Origin of the sequence: Mycoavidus sp. B2-EB, from assembly GCF_014218255.1 — a bacterium.
Classification (GTDB): domain Bacteria; phylum Pseudomonadota; class Gammaproteobacteria; order Burkholderiales; family Burkholderiaceae; genus Mycoavidus.
Window position 1 is genome coordinate 1,545,267 of record NZ_AP021872.1, and the last position, 20,231, is coordinate 1,565,497.

At 50.2% G+C, this 20,231-nt stretch carries 22 protein-coding genes; 8 read left to right on the plus strand and 14 right to left on the minus strand.

The genetic code is table 11. The features are described 5' to 3' along the window. Positions 1 to 428: 428 nt before the first annotated feature. The 5 genes from MPB2EB_RS06830 to MPB2EB_RS06850 form a co-directional block, all read right to left on the minus strand. Complete coding sequence (locus tag MPB2EB_RS06830; protein WP_185181585.1) at positions 429 to 1,637, minus strand: 5-(carboxyamino)imidazole ribonucleotide synthase; 1,209 nt, start codon at positions 1,635 to 1,637, stop codon at positions 429 to 431. Between the two features lie 5 nt (positions 1,638 to 1,642). Further along, positions 1,643 to 2,149, minus strand: a complete 507-nt coding sequence (gene purE, locus MPB2EB_RS06835) for a 5-(carboxyamino)imidazole ribonucleotide mutase (RefSeq protein WP_185181586.1) — start codon at positions 2,147 to 2,149, stop codon at positions 1,643 to 1,645. A gap of 23 nt (positions 2,150 to 2,172) precedes the next feature. Continuing rightward, on the minus strand, positions 2,173 to 3,063 hold the full coding sequence (locus MPB2EB_RS06840) for a phosphoribosylaminoimidazolesuccinocarboxamide synthase (protein WP_185181587.1): 891 nt from the start codon (positions 3,061 to 3,063) through the stop codon (positions 2,173 to 2,175). 37 nt (positions 3,064 to 3,100) lie between these two features. Beyond that, positions 3,101 to 4,165 (minus strand): class II fructose-bisphosphate aldolase, encoded by a 1,065-nt coding sequence (gene fba / locus MPB2EB_RS06845; RefSeq protein WP_185181588.1) that lies wholly within the window; start codon positions 4,163 to 4,165, stop codon positions 3,101 to 3,103. A 117-nt stretch (positions 4,166 to 4,282) separates the two neighbouring features. Beyond that, entirely contained in the window at positions 4,283 to 5,488 is a 1,206-nt protein-coding gene (locus tag MPB2EB_RS06850) for a phosphoglycerate kinase (protein WP_185181589.1), read from the minus strand. Between the two features lie 351 nt (positions 5,489 to 5,839). Between MPB2EB_RS06850 and MPB2EB_RS06855 the strand changes: the two genes are divergently transcribed. From MPB2EB_RS06855 to MPB2EB_RS06870, 4 genes are all read left to right on the plus strand, one after another. Then, the gene (locus MPB2EB_RS06855; protein ID WP_185181590.1) at positions 5,840 to 6,760 is read left to right on the plus strand and encodes a branched-chain amino acid transaminase; all 921 of its coding nucleotides are present in this window, start codon (positions 5,840 to 5,842) and stop codon (positions 6,758 to 6,760) included. A gap of 12 nt (positions 6,761 to 6,772) precedes the next feature. Then, a complete protein-coding gene (locus tag MPB2EB_RS06860; protein ID WP_185181591.1) occupies positions 6,773 to 6,970 on the plus strand; it encodes a zinc-finger domain-containing protein in 198 nt (65 codons plus the stop codon). A 90-nt stretch (positions 6,971 to 7,060) separates the two neighbouring features. After that, the gene (gene waaF / locus MPB2EB_RS06865) at positions 7,061 to 8,089 is read left to right on the plus strand and encodes a lipopolysaccharide heptosyltransferase II (protein ID WP_185181592.1); all 1,029 of its coding nucleotides are present in this window, start codon (positions 7,061 to 7,063) and stop codon (positions 8,087 to 8,089) included. A gap of 11 nt (positions 8,090 to 8,100) precedes the next feature. Beyond that, entirely contained in the window at positions 8,101 to 8,550 is a 450-nt protein-coding gene (locus tag MPB2EB_RS06870; protein WP_185181593.1) for a nuclear transport factor 2 family protein, read from the plus strand. Between the two features lie 81 nt (positions 8,551 to 8,631). Here MPB2EB_RS06870 and MPB2EB_RS06875 read toward each other — a convergent pair whose 3' ends face one another. The 7 genes from MPB2EB_RS06875 to MPB2EB_RS06905 form a co-directional block, all read right to left on the minus strand. Continuing rightward, the gene (locus tag MPB2EB_RS06875; protein ID WP_185181594.1) at positions 8,632 to 9,216 is read right to left on the minus strand and encodes a pilin; all 585 of its coding nucleotides are present in this window, start codon (positions 9,214 to 9,216) and stop codon (positions 8,632 to 8,634) included. A gap of 150 nt (positions 9,217 to 9,366) precedes the next feature. Beyond that, positions 9,367 to 10,071, minus strand: a complete 705-nt coding sequence (locus MPB2EB_RS06880; RefSeq protein WP_185181595.1) for a TerC family protein — start codon at positions 10,069 to 10,071, stop codon at positions 9,367 to 9,369. Positions 10,072 to 10,116: 45 nt separating this feature from the next. Beyond that, entirely contained in the window at positions 10,117 to 10,998 is an 882-nt protein-coding gene (gene sucD / locus MPB2EB_RS06885; RefSeq protein WP_185181596.1) for a succinate--CoA ligase subunit alpha, read from the minus strand. A 111-nt stretch (positions 10,999 to 11,109) separates the two neighbouring features. Then, positions 11,110 to 12,270, minus strand: a complete 1,161-nt coding sequence (gene sucC, locus MPB2EB_RS06890; RefSeq protein WP_185181597.1) for an ADP-forming succinate--CoA ligase subunit beta — start codon at positions 12,268 to 12,270, stop codon at positions 11,110 to 11,112. A 56-nt stretch (positions 12,271 to 12,326) separates the two neighbouring features. Further along, the gene (recX, locus tag MPB2EB_RS06895; RefSeq protein WP_185181598.1) at positions 12,327 to 12,773 is read right to left on the minus strand and encodes a recombination regulator RecX; all 447 of its coding nucleotides are present in this window, start codon (positions 12,771 to 12,773) and stop codon (positions 12,327 to 12,329) included. 85 nt (positions 12,774 to 12,858) lie between these two features. Further along, entirely contained in the window at positions 12,859 to 13,917 is a 1,059-nt protein-coding gene (recA, locus tag MPB2EB_RS06900; RefSeq protein ID WP_185181599.1) for a recombinase RecA, read from the minus strand. Between the two features lie 120 nt (positions 13,918 to 14,037). Further along, the gene (locus tag MPB2EB_RS06905; protein WP_185181600.1) at positions 14,038 to 14,607 is read right to left on the minus strand and encodes a cytochrome b; all 570 of its coding nucleotides are present in this window, start codon (positions 14,605 to 14,607) and stop codon (positions 14,038 to 14,040) included. Between the two features lie 239 nt (positions 14,608 to 14,846). Between MPB2EB_RS06905 and MPB2EB_RS06910 the strand changes: the two genes are divergently transcribed. Genes MPB2EB_RS06910 through MPB2EB_RS06925 form a run of 4 tightly spaced genes read left to right on the plus strand, consistent with a single transcriptional unit; the run spans position 14,847 to position 18,290 of the window. Beyond that, on the plus strand, positions 14,847 to 15,353 hold the full coding sequence (locus MPB2EB_RS06910; RefSeq protein ID WP_232534429.1) for a paraquat-inducible protein A: 507 nt from the start codon (positions 14,847 to 14,849) through the stop codon (positions 15,351 to 15,353). Beyond that, the gene (locus MPB2EB_RS06915; protein ID WP_185181602.1) at positions 15,350 to 15,964 is read left to right on the plus strand and encodes a paraquat-inducible protein A; all 615 of its coding nucleotides are present in this window, start codon (positions 15,350 to 15,352) and stop codon (positions 15,962 to 15,964) included. Before MPB2EB_RS06910 ends, MPB2EB_RS06915 begins: the two co-directional genes overlap by 4 nt. Before the next feature lie 5 nt (positions 15,965 to 15,969). After that, positions 15,970 to 17,604, plus strand: a complete 1,635-nt coding sequence (locus tag MPB2EB_RS06920) for an intermembrane transport protein PqiB (protein WP_185181603.1) — start codon at positions 15,970 to 15,972, stop codon at positions 17,602 to 17,604. A gap of 47 nt (positions 17,605 to 17,651) precedes the next feature. Next, on the plus strand, positions 17,652 to 18,290 hold the full coding sequence (locus MPB2EB_RS06925) for a membrane integrity-associated transporter subunit PqiC (RefSeq protein ID WP_185181604.1): 639 nt from the start codon (positions 17,652 to 17,654) through the stop codon (positions 18,288 to 18,290). On the opposite strand, the gene MPB2EB_RS06930 is transcribed toward MPB2EB_RS06925, so the two are convergent. Together MPB2EB_RS06930 and purB are read right to left on the minus strand one after the other, a co-directional pair. Then, positions 18,259 to 18,777, minus strand: coding sequence for a hypothetical protein (locus MPB2EB_RS06930; RefSeq protein WP_185181605.1), 519 nt, complete (start codon positions 18,775 to 18,777; stop codon positions 18,259 to 18,261). The genes MPB2EB_RS06925 and MPB2EB_RS06930 overlap by 32 nt on opposite strands. Before the next feature lie 23 nt (positions 18,778 to 18,800). Beyond that, positions 18,801 to 20,198 (minus strand): adenylosuccinate lyase, encoded by a 1,398-nt coding sequence (purB, locus tag MPB2EB_RS06935; protein WP_185181606.1) that lies wholly within the window; start codon positions 20,196 to 20,198, stop codon positions 18,801 to 18,803. Positions 20,199 to 20,231 lie beyond the last annotated feature (33 nt).

Genomic DNA, 20,231 nt, shown 5'->3' on the forward strand with positions numbered 1-20,231 from the left:
TCTTTCTCAAACGTCGTCGGACTTGAGGGTAACCCAAAGTCGGAGGTCGAGCACCCGAGCTCACAGATCCGGACGTGAACGTTCTCCATTCATCTGGTTCTTCTGCCCCCACAACAACAGCCGATGCGCAAACACCGTATATGCGCACGAGCCAACTCGCGGCCGAGCTGCCGAAGGGTCGGATATTATGTATTGAGTTCGAAGATTATTTCAGAGATGATTATCTGGCAAAAGAAAGGCATGAAATGGATAAGCAGTTTGTCCAATTGATGCTTAACACCGAACATCATTACCGGGAGGCATTCATATAGACATTATGCCTGTTGCACAATATTTAATTGAAGGAGGCCTACAGAAAGGCTAGTCACAAAGCTTTCTGACAATACAATCACCGCGCTTATGCCAGAAAATAAATCATACCGCAGGTGCTAATCAAACGGATATTGCCCACCCGCTTTAGTTGGTATCATCTGTAACAGCCGCGCACTTTCACACGCAGCAGCAGCAGCTTCGTCCAAGGTTGCCGCAGTAAGCGTTAAATGCCCCATTTTACGGGCTGGACGTGCGTCCTCTTTTGCGTAGAGATGGAGCCGTGCCGCTGGCAATCCAATCACATCATGCCATGGCGGCGTTTGCTGATGCGCCCCTCCAGCAAACCAAAGATCTCCTAGCAGGTTTAGCATAACCGCCGCCGAATGCTGTCGTGTGTCACCCAATGGCAGCCCTGTCATGGCTCGTACTTGCTGCTCAAATTGGCTGGTAGCGCAAGCATCTACCGTGTAATGACCCGAGTTGTGTGGGCGTGGAGCCATCTCATTGGCTAATAATGAGCCATCTTCCAGCACAAAGAATTCAACACAAAGAACCCCCACATAGCGCAACTGCTCGGCAAACGCCAAGGCCGTGCGAGTTGCAGCATCAGCCCGTGCTGGCGGCACATTCGGCGCCGGGGCAACCGTTTGCATCAAAATGCCATGCTGATGCGTATTGCGTACCAGTGGGTAAACAGCAGTTGCACCCTTTACGCTGCGCGCAATCAATATAGAGACTTCATACGCAATCGGCACCTGTTTCTCAAGCACACAAGCCACCTCACCAAGCTCAGCATAAGCATGCTGTAGTTCGGCTACGCTCGCCACCTTAATTTGGCCCTTGCCATCATAGCCAAGGCGGGCGGTTTTTAAAATACCCGGTAGAACTGAATTGAGCTGTTGCTGGCTAAACTGCGTAAGCTTATCTGCCGACTCTATGATGAGATGAGGCGCAACCGCAACCCCACAGCTTTCCATAAAACGCTTTTCTGCAATCCGATCTTGCGCAATCGCAACACAGTGACTCGCCGGGCTAACATAGATTGTGCGCGCTAGGTACTCAAGGCTTACCGCTGGCACGTTTTCAAACTCAGTTGAAACCGCTGCGCATAGCTGAGCAAATTCAGCCAACACGGCCTCATCCTCGTAAGCTGCGCAGAAATGACGGTCCGCTACTACGCCTGCTGGACTCGCTGGATTCGGGTCCAGCACGGCTACCCGGTAACCCATGGTTTGGGCCGCAAAACAAAACATGCGGCCAAGCTGGCCGCCACCCAGTATGCCAAGCCACGCGCCAGGCAAAATTGGAAAGCTAGGAGCAAACATTAGAATTAGAGATTAGGCAGAGTTGCAGCACACGCAGCATCATGTTGTTGCTGGCGGAACAGTTCAAGTTTGTGAGCATATTCAGCAGAAACATTAGCCAATAGCGCGATGGCAAATAAAGCGGCATTGGCAGCACCTGCTTCGCCGATCGAGAAAGTTGCCACCGGCACGCCCTTTGGCATTTGCACAATGGAATGGAGCGAATCAACCCCTCTCAGATATTGACTTGGCACCGGCACGCCCAATACCGGTACCGTGGTTTTTGCGGCGAGCATACCCGGCAAATGCGCCGCGCCTCCAGCACCAGCAATAATTGCCACCAGTGAGCGCGCGCGCGCATTCTGCGCATAAGCTAGCATCTCGTCAGGCATACGGTGGGCAGAAAGAACTTGAGCTTCATAATGCACCCCAAACTCTTTTAAAATGTGCACCGCATGCCGCATGACTTCCCAGTCCGAGGCGGAGCCCATTACCACGCCTATCAATGGCTTCTGTCGCTGGTCATTTTCCATCTGCTTAGCCTTACATTAGCTGGTTAAATTTCGCCCATTAAACGCTCAAGCGCTTCGTGATATTTTGCTGCTGTTTTTTCGATCACAGCGGCTGGCAATGTAGGGGCAGGTGGAGTCTTTGACCAAGATTGCGTCTCGAGCCAATCACGCACAAACTGCTTATCAAACGATGGGGGATTTTCACCCACCTGATATTGGTCAGCCGGCCAAAAGCGCGATGAGTCCGCCGTCAAGACCTCGTCCATCAGGTGCAAAACCCCGTTCTCATCTAAGCCAAATTCAAATTTAGTATCAGCAATAATAATCCCGCGGGTTGCCGCGTATTCCGCTGCTTCACGGTAAAGCAGTAAGCTAAGATCCCGGATTTGCGCCGCCAATGCCGGCCCAATTAATGCTTCAACCGCAGCAAAAGAAATATTTTCGTCATGCTCACCAAGATTAGCTTTGGCCGCTGGCGTAAAAATCGGCTGCGGCAATTGTTGCGCATTTTTCAGGCCAGCGGGTAGAGCAATGCCACATACCGCTCCGGTGGCTTGATAATCTTTCCAACCACTACCCGCTAGGTAACCACGCACCACAGCTTCAACCAAAATGGGCGTTAACCGCTTAACCACCACTGCGCGACCTTTAACCTGTTCAAGCTCATCAGGAGCAACCACGGTTTCAGGCGCAATCCCGGTTAAATGGTTGGGCACGTGATGCGCAAAGCGCGCAAACCAGAAATTTGACATCTGATTAAGAACCCAGCCTTTACCAGGAATGGGTTCATTCAGTATCACATCAAACGCAGAGATGCGATCGGTCGTAATAATCAGCAACTTATCTTTGCCTAGCGCATAATTGTCGCGGACTTTGCCGCGGTTTAATAGACTGAGCGAAGAGAGTGCCGACTGATAAAGCGTAGAGGACAACATAAAAAATATTTTTGCCTATGTACAAGTGCGCTAAGTCTTACCGCACCTGTTGCGCAAGCTCGCCTTTTTGATAACGTTGCGCCATTTTTTCAAGCGGCATGGATTTAATTTTGCTCGCCTGCCCTTCACAGCCAAAAGCGAGATAGCGAGCTTTGCAGATTGCTTGCGCAGCAGCACGAGCAGGCTTTAGATATTCACGGGGATCAAATTTGCTGGGGTTTTCAACTAAGAAGCGGCGTACTGCCCCCGTCATAGCCAGCCGCAAATCCGTGTCAATATTGATTTTACGCACACCGTGTCGAATTCCTTCTTGAATTTCTTCAACCGGTACGCCATACGTTTGTTGCATGTCACCGCCAAATTCTCGGATTTCAGCCAATAATTCCTGGGGCACCGAAGATGAGCCATGCATCACTAAATGCGTGTTTGGCAAGCGCCGGTGAATTTCTTTGATGAGCTCAATCGCCAAAATATCGCCAGTTGGCTTTTTAGTGAATTTATAGGCGCCATGCGATGTGCCAATGGCAATCGCCAGCGCGTCACATTGGGTCTGCCGGACAAAATCAGCCGCTTGCTCTGGATTGGTTAAGAGTTGTTCACGGCTCATTGCGCCTTCCGCGCCATGGCCATCTTCTTTATCGCCGCGCATTGTCTCTAGCGAGCCTAAGCACCCTAATTCAGCCTCGACTGTCACGCCAATAGCATGCGCAAAATCGACCACTTTTTTTGAAACTGCTACATTATATTCATAAGAAGCAATGGTTTTACCATCTTCCTGCAGCGAGCCGTCCATCATAACGCTCGTAAAACCGCTACGAATCGCGCTTAAGCAAACGGCTGGCGATTGACCATGATCTTGATGCATGACCACCGGCAAATGAGGGTAAGCCTCAACCGCAGCTTCAATTAAATGGCGCAAAAAGGCTTCGCCAGCGTATTTGCGAGCACCCGCTGATGCTTGCATAATCACGGGCGCATTGACTTCATCAGCCGCCGCCATAATCGCTTGTACTTGCTCCAAGTTATTTACGTTATAGGCTGGCAGCCCATAACCTTCTTCGGCAGCATGGTCAAGCAATTGGCGCATGGATACGAGAGGCACGTGCTTTCTCCTTAATTCAAATCTATAAAATTATGTTGATGCATCCACTCACTGGCGCACAACCCAGCGCGCCGAATCGCCATGGCAATTCGGAGTGACGCAACCCATCCGTAAAAATCAATCTACCGATTCTAAGCAAGTCATAAGCGCCTCTACAGCAGGCAGCGTTTTGCCCTCCAGGAACTCAAGAAAAGCGCCACCGCCGGTTGAAATATAACCTATTTGTTCAGAGACGCCATATTTTGTGATCGCCGCCAGTGTATCGCCGCCCCCTGCGATGGAAAATGCAGCCGAGTCAGCAACCGCTCGCGCAAGCGATTGAGTCCCTTGACCAAAGGCATCAAACTCAAACACTCCCACGGGGCCATTCCAGATGATGGTGCCAGCCTTAGCCAATAGCGCTGTCAATTGACCCATGCTGGTGGGACCCAGATCGAGGATTAAGTCATCTTCCGCCACCGCATGGGCTGGCTTGATTTCGGGTTGGGCTGTGGCGCTCAGCGTTTTTGCCGTCACGACATCAAGCGGAATCGGTACCGCTGCGCCACGTTGTTGCATCAAGTCAATGATGGCCTTAGCTTCACTGACTAAAGCCGCTTCAGCAAGCGATTTGCCGATTGGCAAACCCGCCGCTAACATAAATGTATTCGCAATGCCGCCCCCCACAATCAACTGATCGACTTTATGCGCCAGTGACTTCAAAATGGTGAGTTTGGTCGATACTTTTGAACCACCAACGATTGCCACAAGCGGCCGCTTAGGTTGCTCAAGCGCGCGTTTCAATGCGTTTAATTCGCCTGCAAGCAAAGGCCCTGCCGCCGCGATCGGTGCATATTTTGCGATACCATGCGTGGAGGCTTGGGCCCGATGCGCAGTACCAAATGCATCATTAATATATATATCGCATAGCCCCGCCATTTTCTGGGCGAGAGCATCTGCATTCGCTTTTTCTCCTGGATTTGCCCGGCAATTCTCAAGCAGCACGAGCTGCCCAGGCGCAAGCTTAACGCCTGTTTCAACCCAATCTCTGATCAATGGCACAGTACGGCCCAATAGCTCGCCCAAGCGCTGAGCGACAGCCGCTAAAGAGTCTTCTGGTTTAAGCTGGCCTTCAACCGGCCGCCCCAGATGGGAGGTCACCATCACCGCGGCTCCAGCAGCAAGGGCTGTAGTGATCGCGGGTAAAGAGGCACGGATGCGTGTATCGTCCGTAATACGGCCCGTCTCATCGCGCGGCACATTCAGATCGGCGCGGATAAACACTCGCTTGCCGGCCAATTTGCCAGCAGCAATCAAATCAGTAAGGCGCAGAATCTCAGGCATTAGAGGCGTAGTGCAGATCGAAGCTGCAAAAGAGTGAAAATCATTAAACGTCAAACACAATGTGCGCCAAACTTGCTTGGCAAAGCATCATTGTTTCACTGAAAAAGGACGATATTTTACCTGTATTATGTAAGAACATCTACTTTGCAGAAAACTGACATCTTACTCCGCACACAAAAGATCGGAAGCTTTTCGATAAGCGACGAAAAATAGTCAGCGCTAACGAGGTGTCTCTCGGCAGACTAAGGAAAACTTTTAACCATTTTTCGCGCTGCGCTAGATGAATGCAATAAAGCCTGATTTATAATAAGAAACCTTAATCTTCAAAAGCTGTATTTAGGATACCTCATTATGTCAATGGCAGACCGCGACGGCAAAATCTGGATGGATGGTCAATTAGTTGATTGGCGCGCAGCTAATATCCATGTCCTCACCCATTCTTTGCACTATGGCATGGCCGTGTTTGAGGGGGTTCGAGCTTATCGAACGACGACTGGCACCGCGATCTTCCGCCTCAACGAACACACGCAACGCCTCTTTAATTCGGCAAAAATCTTCCAAATGACTTTGCCGTTTGATCAGCAAACTATCTTCAATGCTCAGTGCGAAGTCGTCCGCTCGAACCAACTTGAATCATGTTATATCCGCCCGATTGCTTGGCTTGGCGCTGAAAAACTTGGGCTTTCAGCCAAGGGCAACACGGTTCACATTGCAATCGCCGCTTGGCCCTGGGGCGCCTATCTCGGCGAGCAAGCATTAAGCAGCGGCATTCGGGTTAAAACGTCATCGCTACAACGGCACCATGTCAATGTTTCACTGGTTCGCGCAAAAGCGAGCGGCTGGTATGCTAATTCAATTCTCGCTCACCAAGAGGTCAGCATTGACGGCTATGATGAAGCGCTTTTGCTCGATACCGATGGTTACGTATCAGAAGGCTCGGGCGAGAATGTATTTATCGTTAAAAAAGGCCGGCTTTATACTCCAGACCTATCCTCTTGCTTAGATGGCATTACGCGCGATGCTGTGATGACGCTTGCGCGCGCTCATCAAATTGAAGTGATTGAGAAACGCATTACCCGCGATGAAATGTATTGCGCCGATGAGGCTTTTTTCACTGGCACCGCCGCTGAAATTACACCGATTCGAGAACTCGATAACCGTTGCATCGGCACGGGACAGCGTGGCCCGCTAACAGAAAAGCTGCAACGTGCATTCTTCGAGATTGTGGCCGGTAAAAACCCTCAATATAGCCACTGGCTTACCCCCATTTAAAGAGAAAGATAGATGATGCAAACTCCACTGCTCAAAGTGAATCCGGCTGCCCTCCCCGTTTTTTGCCCAAATCCTCAAATGCCTCTCTGGAGTTCACATCCACGGGTTTTTATTGATGTGAGCCATGGCGCAGCGAGTTGCCCTTATTGCGGCGCGTGCTATGCGCTGGACAATCACGAAACCGCGACAGGCGATACAACATCCGTTTAACACCAACAGCATTTTTGCTTGTTTAAGTTTGTTTGAATGGTCCAGCCCTAGCCTCGACTTAGCCACTCATCTTTTAGCCAGTTCCCCCTCATGCAACGTGCACTCATCATCGCTCCCAATTGGATTGGCGATGCGCTTATGGCGCAGCCCCTTTTCATTCTGCTCAAAAAGCTACATCCGCGGATTACCCTTGATGCAATCGCACCAAACTGGGTTGCGCCGATACTGGAGCAGATGCCGGAAATCAATCACGTCTACCCAACCCAACTCGCGCATAAAAAGCTCCAATTACGACAACGTTGGCAGCTAGCGCAGACGCTGCGCGCAGCTCATTACGATGCCGCTTTTATACTGCCAAATTCAGCAAAATCCGCTTTAATCCCTTGGCTTGCGCAAATTCGGCTACGCATTGGCTATCATGGCGAGCACCGGTATGGACTCATCAATGTGCGCCACCCCAATCCACGTAAAAACGCACAGCGGCCGCCCATGGTGCGCCATTACGCAGCGCTCGCTTATGCGCCGCGCGCGGGGTTGCCCGCTGAGCTTCCTGTCCCACGCCTTACACTCGATCAACCTAAAGCTGCACAGGTTTTGCAACGCTTTAAGCTGACTGCGCAAGCACCTCTCATCGCATTCTGCCCAGGCGCAGAATATGGCGCCGCCAAGCGCTGGCCAACAGAACATTTTGCAACGCTTGCCCAACTGATTGCCTATGCTTTCCCCTACGCGCAAATTATTACGCTTGGCGCAGCGCAAGATACGCCGCTTGGCGCGCGCATCACTGAACAAACGCCCCACGTGCGTAATTTGTGCGGACAAACCACCCTCAATGAGGCGTGCGCCCTAATTGCCAGCGCCAGTGTTGTCGTGAGCAATGATTCCGGGCTGATGCACGTGGCGGCTGCGTTACACCGGCCACTGCTGGCACTTTATGGTTCAAGCGACCCACGCCATACCCCTCCCCTAACTGACCGCGCACGAGTACAATGGTTACATCTTGAATGCAGTCCGTGTTTTGCGCGCGAATGCCCGTTAGGCCATTTAAATTGCTTACGTCAACTCAAACCAGAACATGTATTCGAGCAATTACGTGAGATGCTGCTAATAGAAAGTTAAGAGAGTACGCCATGCCTTCCTTCACTCGCCCATTTGATACGGCCATTGATACGTTACACGCGTACTACCATGCACTCGCTGAAAGCAGGCTAGAAGACATTATGGCGCTTTGGGTTGACGAGGACGCGACCAGTTTTATTACCGCGAACGGCATTCTTTTTAATGGACTAGATACGATTCGCTCTAATTTAGCTCAGCAATTTGAATATGGCGCGCCCAAAATCCAAGTGCTTGATACGCGTTCTTATGAAAGCCCAAGCACCGCAATCTATATCGTGACTGAGGCGCATAACTCGATTAATCCGGATGAGCAGCCTAAATTGGTGCTAACAACCTATGTGTTAGTGCAAGAATGCGGCAAATGGAGAATCTCGCATATTCATGCTAGCGCGATTCCTGAGCGTACGATTGAATCTTTTGCGAATGGTGGGTTACAGCAAAATCAAGGGCCTTTGCATTAAAAGGACTCAATTCCTCGATATCGAGTATGTGGCATCACCATTAGCCAGAATGCGCTCGCTTAACCCGAACTGACGTTAATCTTAAATTCGGCACTCTGCCGGAGCGAGCCGAGTAGGCAGCGTAGCCGACTCAGCAGGTAACGGCCCAGGCGCTGGCAAAGACGATGCCGTTTTACCCGCAGCAAAACACTCCCAACTCAGCGAGCCTAACTGCACAACATCTACCGCCAAGCTAATCCGAGCACTCGTCGCAACCAGATCATTCAGCGCTGAAGGAACCAGCACAAGCACATTTGAGCCAGCCGGCGCTACACGCGGCGTATATGTAATAACAATTTGCCCATTTTGCGGAAGAATACGGATTGACGCAACATTACGCGTGGCACCTGGCGGACCAAACCCGCTCTCGAACGGCGCGCCACTTGCTGCATTCTCCGCCACCGCGAGCCGCGCTGACACGGCAAGCGATAAACCTTCTCCCACACGACTACGGGCTAAATAATCTTGATATGCAGGAATCGCGTAAGAAGCAACAATGCCGACAATCGCCAGCACAATCATCAATTCAATCAGCGTAAAACCAAGCCAACGGAGATTTGAACGCAAATGCACGCGCTGCGCGAAACCCCAATAATAAATTATGCTGTTATATAGCCACTGCGCCATTGCACAAACCTCCGGAAATAAGAAGCGAAGGCGAACTATTGTTAGCGCATACCGAATGATTCAGCGGCTAGCACGCCACACGCCTTATAAGCGGGAGAATAATGAGGAGGGAAATATACGGATAGTCGTCCGATCGACTAAAAGATAACGCTAGGATTTGCCTAGCCGCGCACTGCGCCTTTTAATTGCTGTACCCAGTACTACCACCAGCACAGCGCCTATAACGCTCGCAATATAACTCGCCAGCGGCGTGGCAAGTATTTGAATTTTCTGTGCCAATGAGTCACTAACGATAAGGCCACCCGCAATCCAGCCCAGTAATGCAGCGCCCGCTGCAACAATCGCTGGAAAACGCGTCAACAACTTAAGCACTAACTGGCTCCCCCAAATAATGATTGGGATACTGAGCAACAAACCAAATATGACAAGGAAAATACGCTGTTCAGGCTGCGCTGCTTCCGCCGCGCCGGCAATCGCAATCACATTATCAAGACTCATCACAAAATCTGCGATGATAATTGTTTTGATGGCCCCCAGCAGCCGATCAGCAGGCCGAATGGTGTCATGCTCATCGGCTTCAGGCTGCATTAGTTTGACGCCAATCCAAAGCAGCATCAAACCGCCAAGCATTTTCAGCAAGGGGATATGCAGCAAAGTAACCGCGAAACCGACTAACAATACGCGCAACAGAATTGCGCCAGCGGTCCCCCCTAATACTCCGCGCATACGCTGTTGGGCGGGTAAGTTACGGCAGGCCAGTGCGATCACCACCGCATTATCGCCGCCCAGCAGAATATCAATCGCTACAATTTGCGCGACTGCGCCCCAATGAAGTTCTGTCAGCAGTTCTAGCATGAACATCCCTCCCTTAAAGGCCCAGCGCGATTTATGTCGATTAGCTTATAGTACTGATTTCAACAAGCGGCCCATTTCAGATGGGTTTCTTGTAACCTTAATGCCAGATGCCTGCATGACTTGCAGTTTTTCATCAGCAGTGCCTTTACCACCAGAGATAATTGCGCCGGCATGGCCCATCCGTTTGCCTGGCGGCGCTGTCACGCCCGCGATAAAACCAACCACAGGTTTTTTCATATTCGCTTTAACCCAGATAGCGGCCTCTTCTTCATCGGAACCGCCAATTTCACCAATCATCACAACTGCATCAGTCTCAGGGTCATCATTGAAAAGGCGCAATACATCGATATGCTTCAAACCATTCACAGGGTCGCCGCCGATGCCTACCGCCGAAGACTGCCCCAGACCTAGCGCCGTCAATTGCCCCACCGCCTCATAAGTCAGCGTGCCTGAACGCGAAATCACGCCGATGCGGCCTTTTTTGTGAATATGGCCTGGCATAATGCCGATTTTGAGTTCATCAGGGGTAATCACGCCTGGGCAATTGGGTCCCAACAATAGCGTTTTACGATTCTCACGACGCATGCGATCTTTGAGCTCGATCATATCGCGCACTGGAATCCCTTCGGTGATGCAAATCGCAAGGTCAAGCTCAGCTTCCACCGCTTCCCAAATAGCTGCCGCAGCGCCCGCTGGCGGCACGTAAATTACCGATACGGTAGCGCCGGTATTTGCTTTGGCTTCTTTTACACTGCCAAAAATAGGAATACCCTCAAAATCTTCGCCGGCTCTTTTGGGATTTACGCCCGCTACATAAGCAGCGCGGCCATTTGCATAATCACGGCAAGTACGGGTATGAAACTGCCCGGTTTTACCCGTGATCCCTTGTGTGATAACTTTTGTATCTTTGTTAATCAAAATCGACATATATCAGCCTCTTTTCAGCTTTTTCGTTTGAGCGGGCGCGTATTTAAAATACGCGCCCGCTCAATATGATGATCCGTATCCGGGGGAATTAAGTCAGAATTACGACCTAAGTTATTGAGCCGCCGCCACGACTTTCTGCGCAGCTTCTTCCATGCTGTCGGCCGAAATAATGGGTAAGCCAGACTCGGCCAACATTTTTTTGCCGAGATCTTCGTTGGTCCCTTTCATGCGTACGACTAACGGCACTTTTAATTGCACTGCCTTGGATGCGGCAATCACGCCTTCAGCAATCACATCGCAACGCATAATGCCGCCGAAGATATTCACTAAAATGGCTTTCAGCTCAGGGTTTTTAAGCATGATTTTAAAGGCTTCAGTTACCTTCTCAGTAGTGGCGCCGCCGCCTACATCAAGAAAGTTAGCTGGCTCGCCACCAAAGAGCTTAATTGAATCCATCGTCGCCATCGCCAGGCCCGCGCCATTCACTAAGCAACCAATATCGCCGTCCAACGAAATATACGCCAGATCAAATTTTGAGGCCTCTACTTCAGCCGGATCCTCTTCATCTAAATCGCGATATTCAACAAGTTCAGGATGGCGGAAAAGCGCATTTGAATCAAAATTGAATTTAGCATCAAGCGCCATGACTTGACCGTCGCCCGTTAAAATCAATGGATTAATTTCAGCCAGTGAGGCATCAGTCTCCCAAAATGCCCGATATAACCCTTGCAATATGGTACGCGCTTGCGCCAATGAAGTTGATGGGATACCAATACTTGTCGCCAATTGATCGGCTTGCGCATCGGTTAAACCCTGGGTTGGCTCAACCGTTACTTTATGAATCAACTCAGGCGTTTTTTCAGCGACTTCTTCAATTTCCATGCCGCCTTCGCTAGACGCCATAACTGTCACGCGCTGCGTCACCCGATCTACGACCAAGCCAAGGTAAAGCTCTTTTTTAATATCGGCGCCTTCTTCGACCAGCAGACGCCGCACTTTTTGCCCTTCTGGACCCGTTTGGTGCGTTTTTAATTGCATGCCCAGAATTTGGCCTGCATATTCGCGCACTTGATCAATCGACTTTGCTACTTTTACGCCGCCGCCTTTGCCACGGCCACCGGCGTGAATTTGTGCTTTCACAACCCATACCGGACCACCAAGCTCTTGCGCAACTTGCACCGCTTCATCAACTGTAAACACCGGTTTGCCGCGTGGTACAGCAACCCCAAATTTGCGCAGGATTTCTTTACCCTGGTGCTCGTGAATATTCATTCGCTGATTCCTTTAAACAGGCCTTTGAAACCCTTGATTTTAACATAACATAGCTCTCAATCTTCATCGCCGCCGCCGAGCAGTCTTGCAATGGTTGCGTGAGCAAACCCGCGCATCGCCAGAAAACGCGTTTGGCGCGCGCGCTCAATAGAGGTCGTGGGAAAGTTCCCGTATTTTTTGCGCCAAATAGCTTTAGCGCGGGTGAATTCAGATGCCTGTAAATCTGCACTAACCTGTTCGATTAACGTCGCGTCCAGCTCATGCTGCTTGAGTTCGTTAATAATCCGATGCACTCCGCAACGCGCCGCGCGACGATGCGCCACACTTTCAGCAAAGCGCGCATCGGATAAATAACCTTCATCTTGCAAAACATTCAGTAGAAGATTGAGATCTGTTTCAGGATCTGCATAAGAGATTAATTTGCGATGTAATTCGGCACGGCTATATTCTCGCCGCGACAGATAACCCAACGCGCGCGCCCTTAAACTAGGTTTAGCGTACATTGTTGCAATATATTAGGCTCTTGAGAGCGGGTAAAACCAACAGGTGAACGAGAAATCCTGCTGGTTTCCGCTGGGTGGCAGTTGTTTAAACTTTTTCTTGAATTTCATCAGCGCTGGTCACTGCATTCACACCAAATGAAGCACGTACTTTGTTTTCAATCTCACGCGCAATGTCCGGGTTTTCGCGCAGATACTCCCGCGCATTATCTTTTCCTTGCCCGGCCCGCTCACCGTTGTAGCTATACCAAGCACCCGCCTTTTCGACAATTTTAGCTTGTACGCCAAGGTCAATGATTTCACCCTCACGAGAAATGCCTTCGCCATACAAAATATCAAAAATGGCCTCACGAAATGGCGGAGCAACTTTATTTTTGACCACTTTCACACGGGTTTCAGACCCAATCACCTCATCCGCTTTTTTGATTGAGCCAATGCGCCGAATATCGAGCCGTACCGATGCATAGAACTTCAGCGCATTGCCACCTGTTGTGGTTTCCGGGTTACCGAACATCACGCCGATTTTCATCCGGATTTGATTGATAAAAATAACTAGGCAATTTGTCCGCTTGATGGTTCCTGTAAGCTTACGCAATGCCTGTGACATTAAGCGTGCTTGCAGCCCAGGCAAAGAATCACCCATTTCGCCTTCAATTTCCGCTTTAGGCACAAGCGCGGCAACCGAGTCAATCACAATTAAATCAACCGAACTCGAACGCACCAACGCATCTGCAATTTCAAGCGCCTGCTCGCCTGTATCCGGCTGTGCAATCAGAAGGTCAGACGCTTTAACACCCAGCTTTGCTGCATATTGAACATCAAGAGCATGCTCCGCATCAATAAAAGCACACGTGCCGCCAAGTTTTTGCATCTCAGCAATCACCTGTAAAGTCAACGTGGTTTTCCCTGAAGATTCTGGCCCATAAATTTCAACCACGCGGCCGCGCGGCAAGCCGCCTACCCCAAGTGCAATATCCAGCCCTAATGAGCCCGTAGAAACGACCTGAATATCTTCAACCACTTCACCGTCGCCCAAACGCATAATTGAGCCTTTGCCAAATTGCTTTTCAATTTGTGCTAGCGCAGCAGTAAGCGCTTTGCCTTTTTCAGCGGTTAAATTCGCTTGACCTTTTTTACTTACTTCCATGAATCATCCTTTGTAGAGACAGGCGGCGCTTTGTCTAAATACCGCTTTGCAAATTAGCATACCATATACTGTATAAAAAAACAGGTTTCTTAGCAAGCCCGAACGGCCAAAAAGCAAGTCTTATTTCTTACACTTACAGCATGGCAACATACGCGCAAGCACGCCGTTGCGGTCAATGAACCGATGTTTAAGCGCGGCTAACAAATGCAGGAGCACCAAGGTTGCAAGCGCATAATTTAAATAAATATGCGCCGCTCTAAAAATAGGTTTCAGCGCGGGGGCAGGCTCAATCAGTGCAGGCAGCGGCACCAGGCCCAAATAAACCACCGGCGCACCTGCTGATGAACTCAACAAATAGCCAAACAAAGGCACGGCAAACATCACCAGATAAAGTAGAAAATGCACTAAATGCGCGGCCCAACGCTGCCAAACGGGTAACTGAGAAGGTAACGCCGGCGGCCGATGCGTAGCCCGCCATAACACACGCAAAACCGCAAACATAAAGACCGTGACACCCAGCCATTTATGCCACGCATAATATTGCATTTTAGTTGGCGTACCCGCCGGAATATCCGTCATCACCCATCCTAAGCCAAAGGTACAGACTATCAAAAGCGCAATCAACCAGTGCAACGCGATGGCAGGTGAGGTATATTGACCTGAAGTGGTAAGAGCTGGTGTCTGAGTCATGAAAAAATCTCCTTTTTATATTCCGTCTTAGCGTTCTATATCATTAAGCGATTATGGTATTACAACAAAATACACAAACTGATGAACTACTTGCTTGCAGCAAGTGCGACACCCTCCATCGCAAAATCCTACTGAGCAAGCGATCGGTTGCGTGCTGCGTACAATGCGGGGCCCTACTTGATCGGCCTATTGCACATCATACCCGCACCCTACTCGCTCTAGCACTTGCGAGCACGATTATGTTCGTCATTGCTAACAGCTTTCCGATTGCTACACTCGAAATCAGAGGCCTCTCCAGTCAAACCACTCTGCTTGGCGGCATTGAACAACTCTGGCGCGAAAGAGCGCCGATTGTGGCCGCGCTTATTTTTAGCGCAACCCTCTTGTGCCCCTTAGCTGAGCTTGCTGCGTTGATCTATTTGCTCACTTCATTGCAAGCGGGCCGCATAGCCCCTGGCTTTAATACAGTAGTCCGCATGATTCAATGCGTGCGGCCCTGGGCTATGCTTGAAGTATTTATGCTTGGCATGCTTATTACTTTAGTTAAATTATCGAGTCTAGCGCACGTAACTCCTGGTCCGGCTCTGTTCGCTTTCGGCGCGCTGACGTTACTGCTTACCCCACTGAGTGCATTTAATCCGCAGCATTTCTGGCAACTTGCTCATGCTGCAACAGCAGCAACCGCTAGCCAAGCGGAAAGTCAACCCGCGCTGACCGACACATCCGCCAAGACTGTTGCAAGATGAAACATCTCAGCGCCAAACAAGCTGGCTTAGTGGCTTGCCCAATCTGCCAACAAGTCCAGCGTTATGAGCATGCACTTGTCTGCATGCGCTGCGGTCACCGGCTTTATCTGCGCAAACCGAATAGCCTAGCGCGCACCTGGGCCTTCTTAAGCGCCGCTGCGATGCTCTATCTACCGGCTAATTTATTACCCGTAATGCGTACCCAATCCCCTTTTGGCATCCGAGATGACACGATTATGAGCGGGATCGCCCTTTTCTGGACAAGCGGCTCTTGGGCGCTAGCGACACTTGTGTTTATCGCAAGCATCTTGGTCCCATTACTCAAATTGGCAGTCTTAAGCTTACTTGTCTTAAGCGCTCAATGCAACGCAACTTGGCAACGCCGACAACGCACAGCGCTATATCGACTGATTGAACGCGTTGGTCGCTGGTCAATGTTGGATATTTTTGTCATCATGCTAACCGTAGGCTTGGTCAAATTTAGTTCATTCATGGTTATTACCGTAGGTCCCGGCGCGCTTGCGTTTGGCGCAGTGGTGATACTTTCGTTACTTGCGGCGCGGCAATTCGATCCGCGCTTGATGTGGGACAACCTCGATTCTATCGATTAACAACCATGACCAAACCCAAAACACGTAATTCAAATTCAGCCCAGCAACCGTTGGCGGCGCGGCTCCCCACCCCGGTTGTCGAGCCGCGCGGACGCTGGGTCCCTTCGTTGGTTTGGTTAATTCCACTGCTCGCTGCGCTGATTGGCATTGGGCTTGCCGGGCAGGCCATTTTAGCTTCCGGCCCAACCATCGTCATTAGCTTTAAAACCGCTGAGGGGCTTGAGCCAGGCATTACCAAAGTCAAATATAAAGATGTCGAGATTGGCGAGGTGAAAGAGATCAAATTAAGCAAAGATTTATCGCAAGTGCTGGTTGAGGTTGAGTTAACTCGGAATGCCACTAGCTTTGCCGTTACCGATACGCGTTTTTGGGTGGTGCGGCCCCGCATTGCAGCAAATGGCGTATCGGGACTGAATACCTTGTTATCCGGTTCTTATATTGGCGTTGATGCAGGTCAAGCAAATCAAGTATGCAAAGACTTCATCGGCCTTGAAACACCCCCGGCGATTACCGGCGATCAAAAGGGACAGCCATTTACGCTACACAGCGACACTCTCGGCTCGCTCGATATTGGTTCCCCTGTTTATTACCGGCGCGTGCCAGTCGGACGCGTGGTGGCGTCTCAGCTCGATAAAGATGGCCGTGGCGTAACGCTCAGTATATTTATTCATGCGCCGTATGATCAGTATGTGCGCGCCAATACTCGTTTCTGGCATGCTAGCGGAATCAATTTAAACCTCAATGCGAATGGCTTTGATCTCAATACGCAATCGTTGGTCGCGATGTTCATCGGCGGCATCGCGTTCCAAACGCCGCCAGGCCAAACACTCAATCAAGCCGCCCCAAACAACAGCCACTTTCAGCTCGCTGCGGATGAAGCAGATGCAATGCAGGGGACGGGTGCACAGCCAATCCGGATTGTCTTCAATTTTGCACAATCCCTGCGCGGCCTTTCAGTTGGCGCTCCCGTCGATTTCCGCGGCATCACGCTTGGCCAGGTCGAATCGATTGGTGTGGATTACAACCCAAAAACTCACACTCTACGTATGCCTGTCACAGCGATCCTCTACCCCGACCGGCTGAGCCAAAGCTTTGCTCAGGCATTCAACCCCAAAGGTCAGGAACAAAAGGCACAATTATTAACAACTCTAAGCAAGCGGGGTTTACGCGCACAATTACGCACGGGCAATCTGCTAACCGGCCAGTTATACGTTGCGCTCGATATGTTCCCCAAAGCTGCGCCGGTCAAATTTGATCCGACGCGCCAACCTTTCGAACTGCCAACGCTACCGAATACGCTTGACCAATTACAGTTGCAAGTGACTGAATTAGTGCGCAAACTGGATAAAATACCCTTTGATGAAATTGGCTTGCATCTGAATAGCACCCTTAAACGCACCAACCATCTACTCCAGCAGCTTGAGACCCAACTTGCACCACAAGCCAGGGATATGCTACTGTCTGCGCAGAAAACCTTTGATGCCGCCAATGCGACCCTACAACAGGGTTCTCCATTACAGACCGATATTCATCAAGCGTTGACGGCTCTAACTCGCACCCTGCAATCGCTCAATGCACTGGCTGATTATATAGAGCGACATCCAGAAGCGTTGATTCACGGCAAATCGAGAGACAATTAATGACTTATTATCTGCGAGCCCGATGCAAAAGACGTTCAGCAGCGCTGATGGCTAGCCTCACACTCTGCGCAGCAATCATAAGCGGTGGCTGCACGTCTTCGCCACGCACGCATTTTTATACTTTGAGCAACGCAATCGTGCCGCCCGCAGCATCAGTCGCACCGCCTGCTGATCCGACATTTTATATTGAAGTGCTGCCCGTTGAGATCCCCGCCCAAGTCACGCGCCCGCAGCTCGTCATAACCACCCGCCCAGGTCGGGCGGAAATCAAAGAGCAACAACGCTGGCTAGCGCCGTTAAATGAAGAAATTCGTTATGTCTTATCAACCTCGCTAGCCACTCAACTCTCCACATTAGATGTCTATCAAACGCCACATGCAGACAATCGGCCTGTCTATCGAGTCAGATTAAATGTGCGGCACTTCGAATCCGCCCTCAACGCAGAAGAAGGTAGCCATACATTGATTGATGCAATCTGGAGCGTACAAGCGGTTGGATTGCCTCAGCAACCTACTTTCACAACGCTTGCAGAGAGCACAATGACAAAAGAGACGATTACACCTCGCTATGATGCAATCGTCGAAGGCCACCGGCAGGCGATTGAACGCATCGCAAAAGAGATTGCCAACGCCATTCGAGCCATAAGCAATAACGCTACGCCGTCAAACCCGCCGGCCAAAATTTGAACACACTCAATAAACCGCTTTGCGCAATCGCCAGCCCGATGATCCATTTGAGAAGGCCAAATCGTAAATCCTTGATTTCATGGCTCAATTCATTGCGTACACCGTCTATCTTATTGCTCAATTCATTACGTACGCCGTCTATCTTATTGTTCAATTCATTACGTACATCTTTTATTTGATTACTCAAATCATTACGCACATCTTTTATTTCATGCCGTAACTCTTCTTTGGTGGCCAACAGGTCCTTTTGGGTTACTAATTCTTGTAAGTTAACGGCAAAAACTTCAGACAGAACCTCTGCCTCAGCTTCTGCTTGTGCAGTTGGAACCCCCGCTTCCTGCAGACGTTTAGAACATCTTAATGTATCAAATATTGCCATAGCCATAACCAACCTCCTTAATTCTCTCAAATTCGGCACGCGTAACATTTCTCCTCCACAGATCAACCCATTTGGTTTAATTATCACCCAAATATTGATATCTAGCAAGGGATTTTTATCCTTTATTTAAACTAACCAACACGTGCCGCTAATTCAATCGCCTTACCAATATATGAGGCTGGCGTTAGCGCTAACAAATACGTTTTCGCCTCTTCCGGAATCGGCAAGGTATGAATAAACGTATGCAATACTTCACGGGTCATGCTCTTGCCACGAGTTAAGTCTTTGAGCTGCTCATACGGGTTAGGCACACCATAACGGCGCATCACCGTTTGCACGGCTTCGCCCAGCACCTCCCAACATGCATCCAGATCAGCGTTAAGTCGCTGTGGATTCACCTCGAGTTTGGCAAGCCCACGCAGGCAGGCCTCATAGGCCAGCAAGGCATGACCCAGAGCAACGCCTATATTGCGTAGCACCGTCGAGTCCGTCAGATCGCGCTGCCAACGCGAAACGGGCAATTTATCGGACAAGTGGCGCAGGAGCGCATTGGCTAACCCCAGATTGCCTTCTGAATTTTCAAAATCAATCGGATTCACTTTATGCGGCATGGTGGAAGAACCCACTTCGCCGGCTTTAGTTTTCTGCTTGAAATAACCCAGCGAAATATAACCCCACAGATCACGATTCAAATCAAGCAAGATAGTATTGGCGCGGGCAATCGCATCAAACAATTCAGCCATGTAATCGTGTGGTTCAATCTGAATCGTGTACGGATTGAAAGTTAATCCCAGCCGTTTTTCAATTACTGCGCGCGAAAACTCAGGCCAATCAAGCTCTGGGTAGGCGCTTAAGTGGGCGTTGTAATTACCCACTGCACCATTCATCTTACCCAATACCTGCACAGCAGCTATGCACTCAATCGCGCTTGATAGGCGAGCCGCAACGTTGGCAATTTCTTTGCCAAGTGTAGTCGGACTAGCCGGCTGGCCATGCGTACGCGACAACATGGGCTGTCTAGCCTGAGCATGCGCCAATTCGACTAGCCGCGCGTGCAACGTCTTTAACACCGGCAACAATACGGTTTCACGAGTGCCCTTAAGCATCATTCCGTGAGCCGTGTTATTAATATCTTCTGAGGTGCAAGCAAAATGAATAAATTCACTTGCACGCTCTAGCTCAGCTTGCCCTTTAACGGACTCCTTCAGCCAATATTCAACCGCTTTGACATCGTGGTTAGTGACCTGCTCAATTTGCTTGATGCGCAATGCATCTTCTACGCTGAAGGTCTCAATGAGCCGCAGCAGAAAAGCTTCAGATTGCGCAGAAAAACGAGGTACCTCCGGTAAGCCTGCGGCAGATAGCGCAAGCAGCCAATGAATTTCAACCGTAACGCGATGACGCATGAAGGCGGCTTCTGAGAGCCATGCGCGCAGCGCCTCCGTCTTTGCTGCGTAGCGGCCATCAAGCGGGGAAAGCGCGGTTAGGGTATGAATCGGGTCAGAAGAGGTAAAAATAGTATCAGCCATGGGAGAATCGCTTTTTTATAGAGATGCGATTTT

What these genes read in the sequence shown, in the direction of transcription:
- recX (WP_185181598.1), bottom strand. Translation starts at nt 12,773, where the DNA reads ATGTACGCTAAACCTAGTTTAAGGGCGCGCGCGTTGGGTTATCTGTCG.
- recA (WP_185181599.1), bottom strand. Translation starts at nt 13,917, where the DNA reads ATGGAAGTAAGTAAAAAAGGTCAAGCGAATTTAACCGCTGAAAAAGGC.
- MPB2EB_RS06870 (WP_185181593.1), top strand. Translation starts at nt 8,101, where the DNA reads ATGCCTTCCTTCACTCGCCCATTTGATACGGCCATTGATACGTTACAC.
- MPB2EB_RS06840 (WP_185181587.1), bottom strand. Translation starts at nt 3,063, where the DNA reads ATGTTGTCCTCTACGCTTTATCAGTCGGCACTCTCTTCGCTCAGTCTA.
- MPB2EB_RS06880 (WP_185181595.1), bottom strand. Translation starts at nt 10,071, where the DNA reads ATGCTAGAACTGCTGACAGAACTTCATTGGGGCGCAGTCGCGCAAATT.
- MPB2EB_RS06875 (WP_185181594.1), bottom strand. Translation starts at nt 9,216, where the DNA reads ATGGCGCAGTGGCTATATAACAGCATAATTTATTATTGGGGTTTCGCG.
- MPB2EB_RS06920 (WP_185181603.1), top strand. Translation starts at nt 15,970, where the DNA reads ATGACCAAACCCAAAACACGTAATTCAAATTCAGCCCAGCAACCGTTG.
- waaF (WP_185181592.1), top strand. Translation starts at nt 7,061, where the DNA reads ATGCAACGTGCACTCATCATCGCTCCCAATTGGATTGGCGATGCGCTT.
- MPB2EB_RS06855 (WP_185181590.1), top strand. Translation starts at nt 5,840, where the DNA reads ATGTCAATGGCAGACCGCGACGGCAAAATCTGGATGGATGGTCAATTA.
- MPB2EB_RS06850 (WP_185181589.1), bottom strand. Translation starts at nt 5,488, where the DNA reads ATGCCTGAGATTCTGCGCCTTACTGATTTGATTGCTGCTGGCAAATTG.
- MPB2EB_RS06860 (WP_185181591.1), top strand. Translation starts at nt 6,773, where the DNA reads ATGATGCAAACTCCACTGCTCAAAGTGAATCCGGCTGCCCTCCCCGTT.
- MPB2EB_RS06915 (WP_185181602.1), top strand. Translation starts at nt 15,350, where the DNA reads ATGAAACATCTCAGCGCCAAACAAGCTGGCTTAGTGGCTTGCCCAATC.
- MPB2EB_RS06830 (WP_185181585.1), bottom strand. Translation starts at nt 1,637, where the DNA reads ATGTTTGCTCCTAGCTTTCCAATTTTGCCTGGCGCGTGGCTTGGCATA.
- purB (WP_185181606.1), bottom strand. Translation starts at nt 20,198, where the DNA reads ATGGCTGATACTATTTTTACCTCTTCTGACCCGATTCATACCCTAACC.
- MPB2EB_RS06925 (WP_185181604.1), top strand. Translation starts at nt 17,652, where the DNA reads ATGGCTAGCCTCACACTCTGCGCAGCAATCATAAGCGGTGGCTGCACG.
- purE (WP_185181586.1), bottom strand. Translation starts at nt 2,149, where the DNA reads ATGGAAAATGACCAGCGACAGAAGCCATTGATAGGCGTGGTAATGGGC.
- sucD (WP_185181596.1), bottom strand. Translation starts at nt 10,998, where the DNA reads ATGTCGATTTTGATTAACAAAGATACAAAAGTTATCACACAAGGGATC.
- MPB2EB_RS06910 (WP_232534429.1), top strand. Translation starts at nt 14,847, where the DNA reads ATGTTCGTCATTGCTAACAGCTTTCCGATTGCTACACTCGAAATCAGA.
- sucC (WP_185181597.1), bottom strand. Translation starts at nt 12,270, where the DNA reads ATGAATATTCACGAGCACCAGGGTAAAGAAATCCTGCGCAAATTTGGG.
- MPB2EB_RS06905 (WP_185181600.1), bottom strand. Translation starts at nt 14,607, where the DNA reads ATGACTCAGACACCAGCTCTTACCACTTCAGGTCAATATACCTCACCT.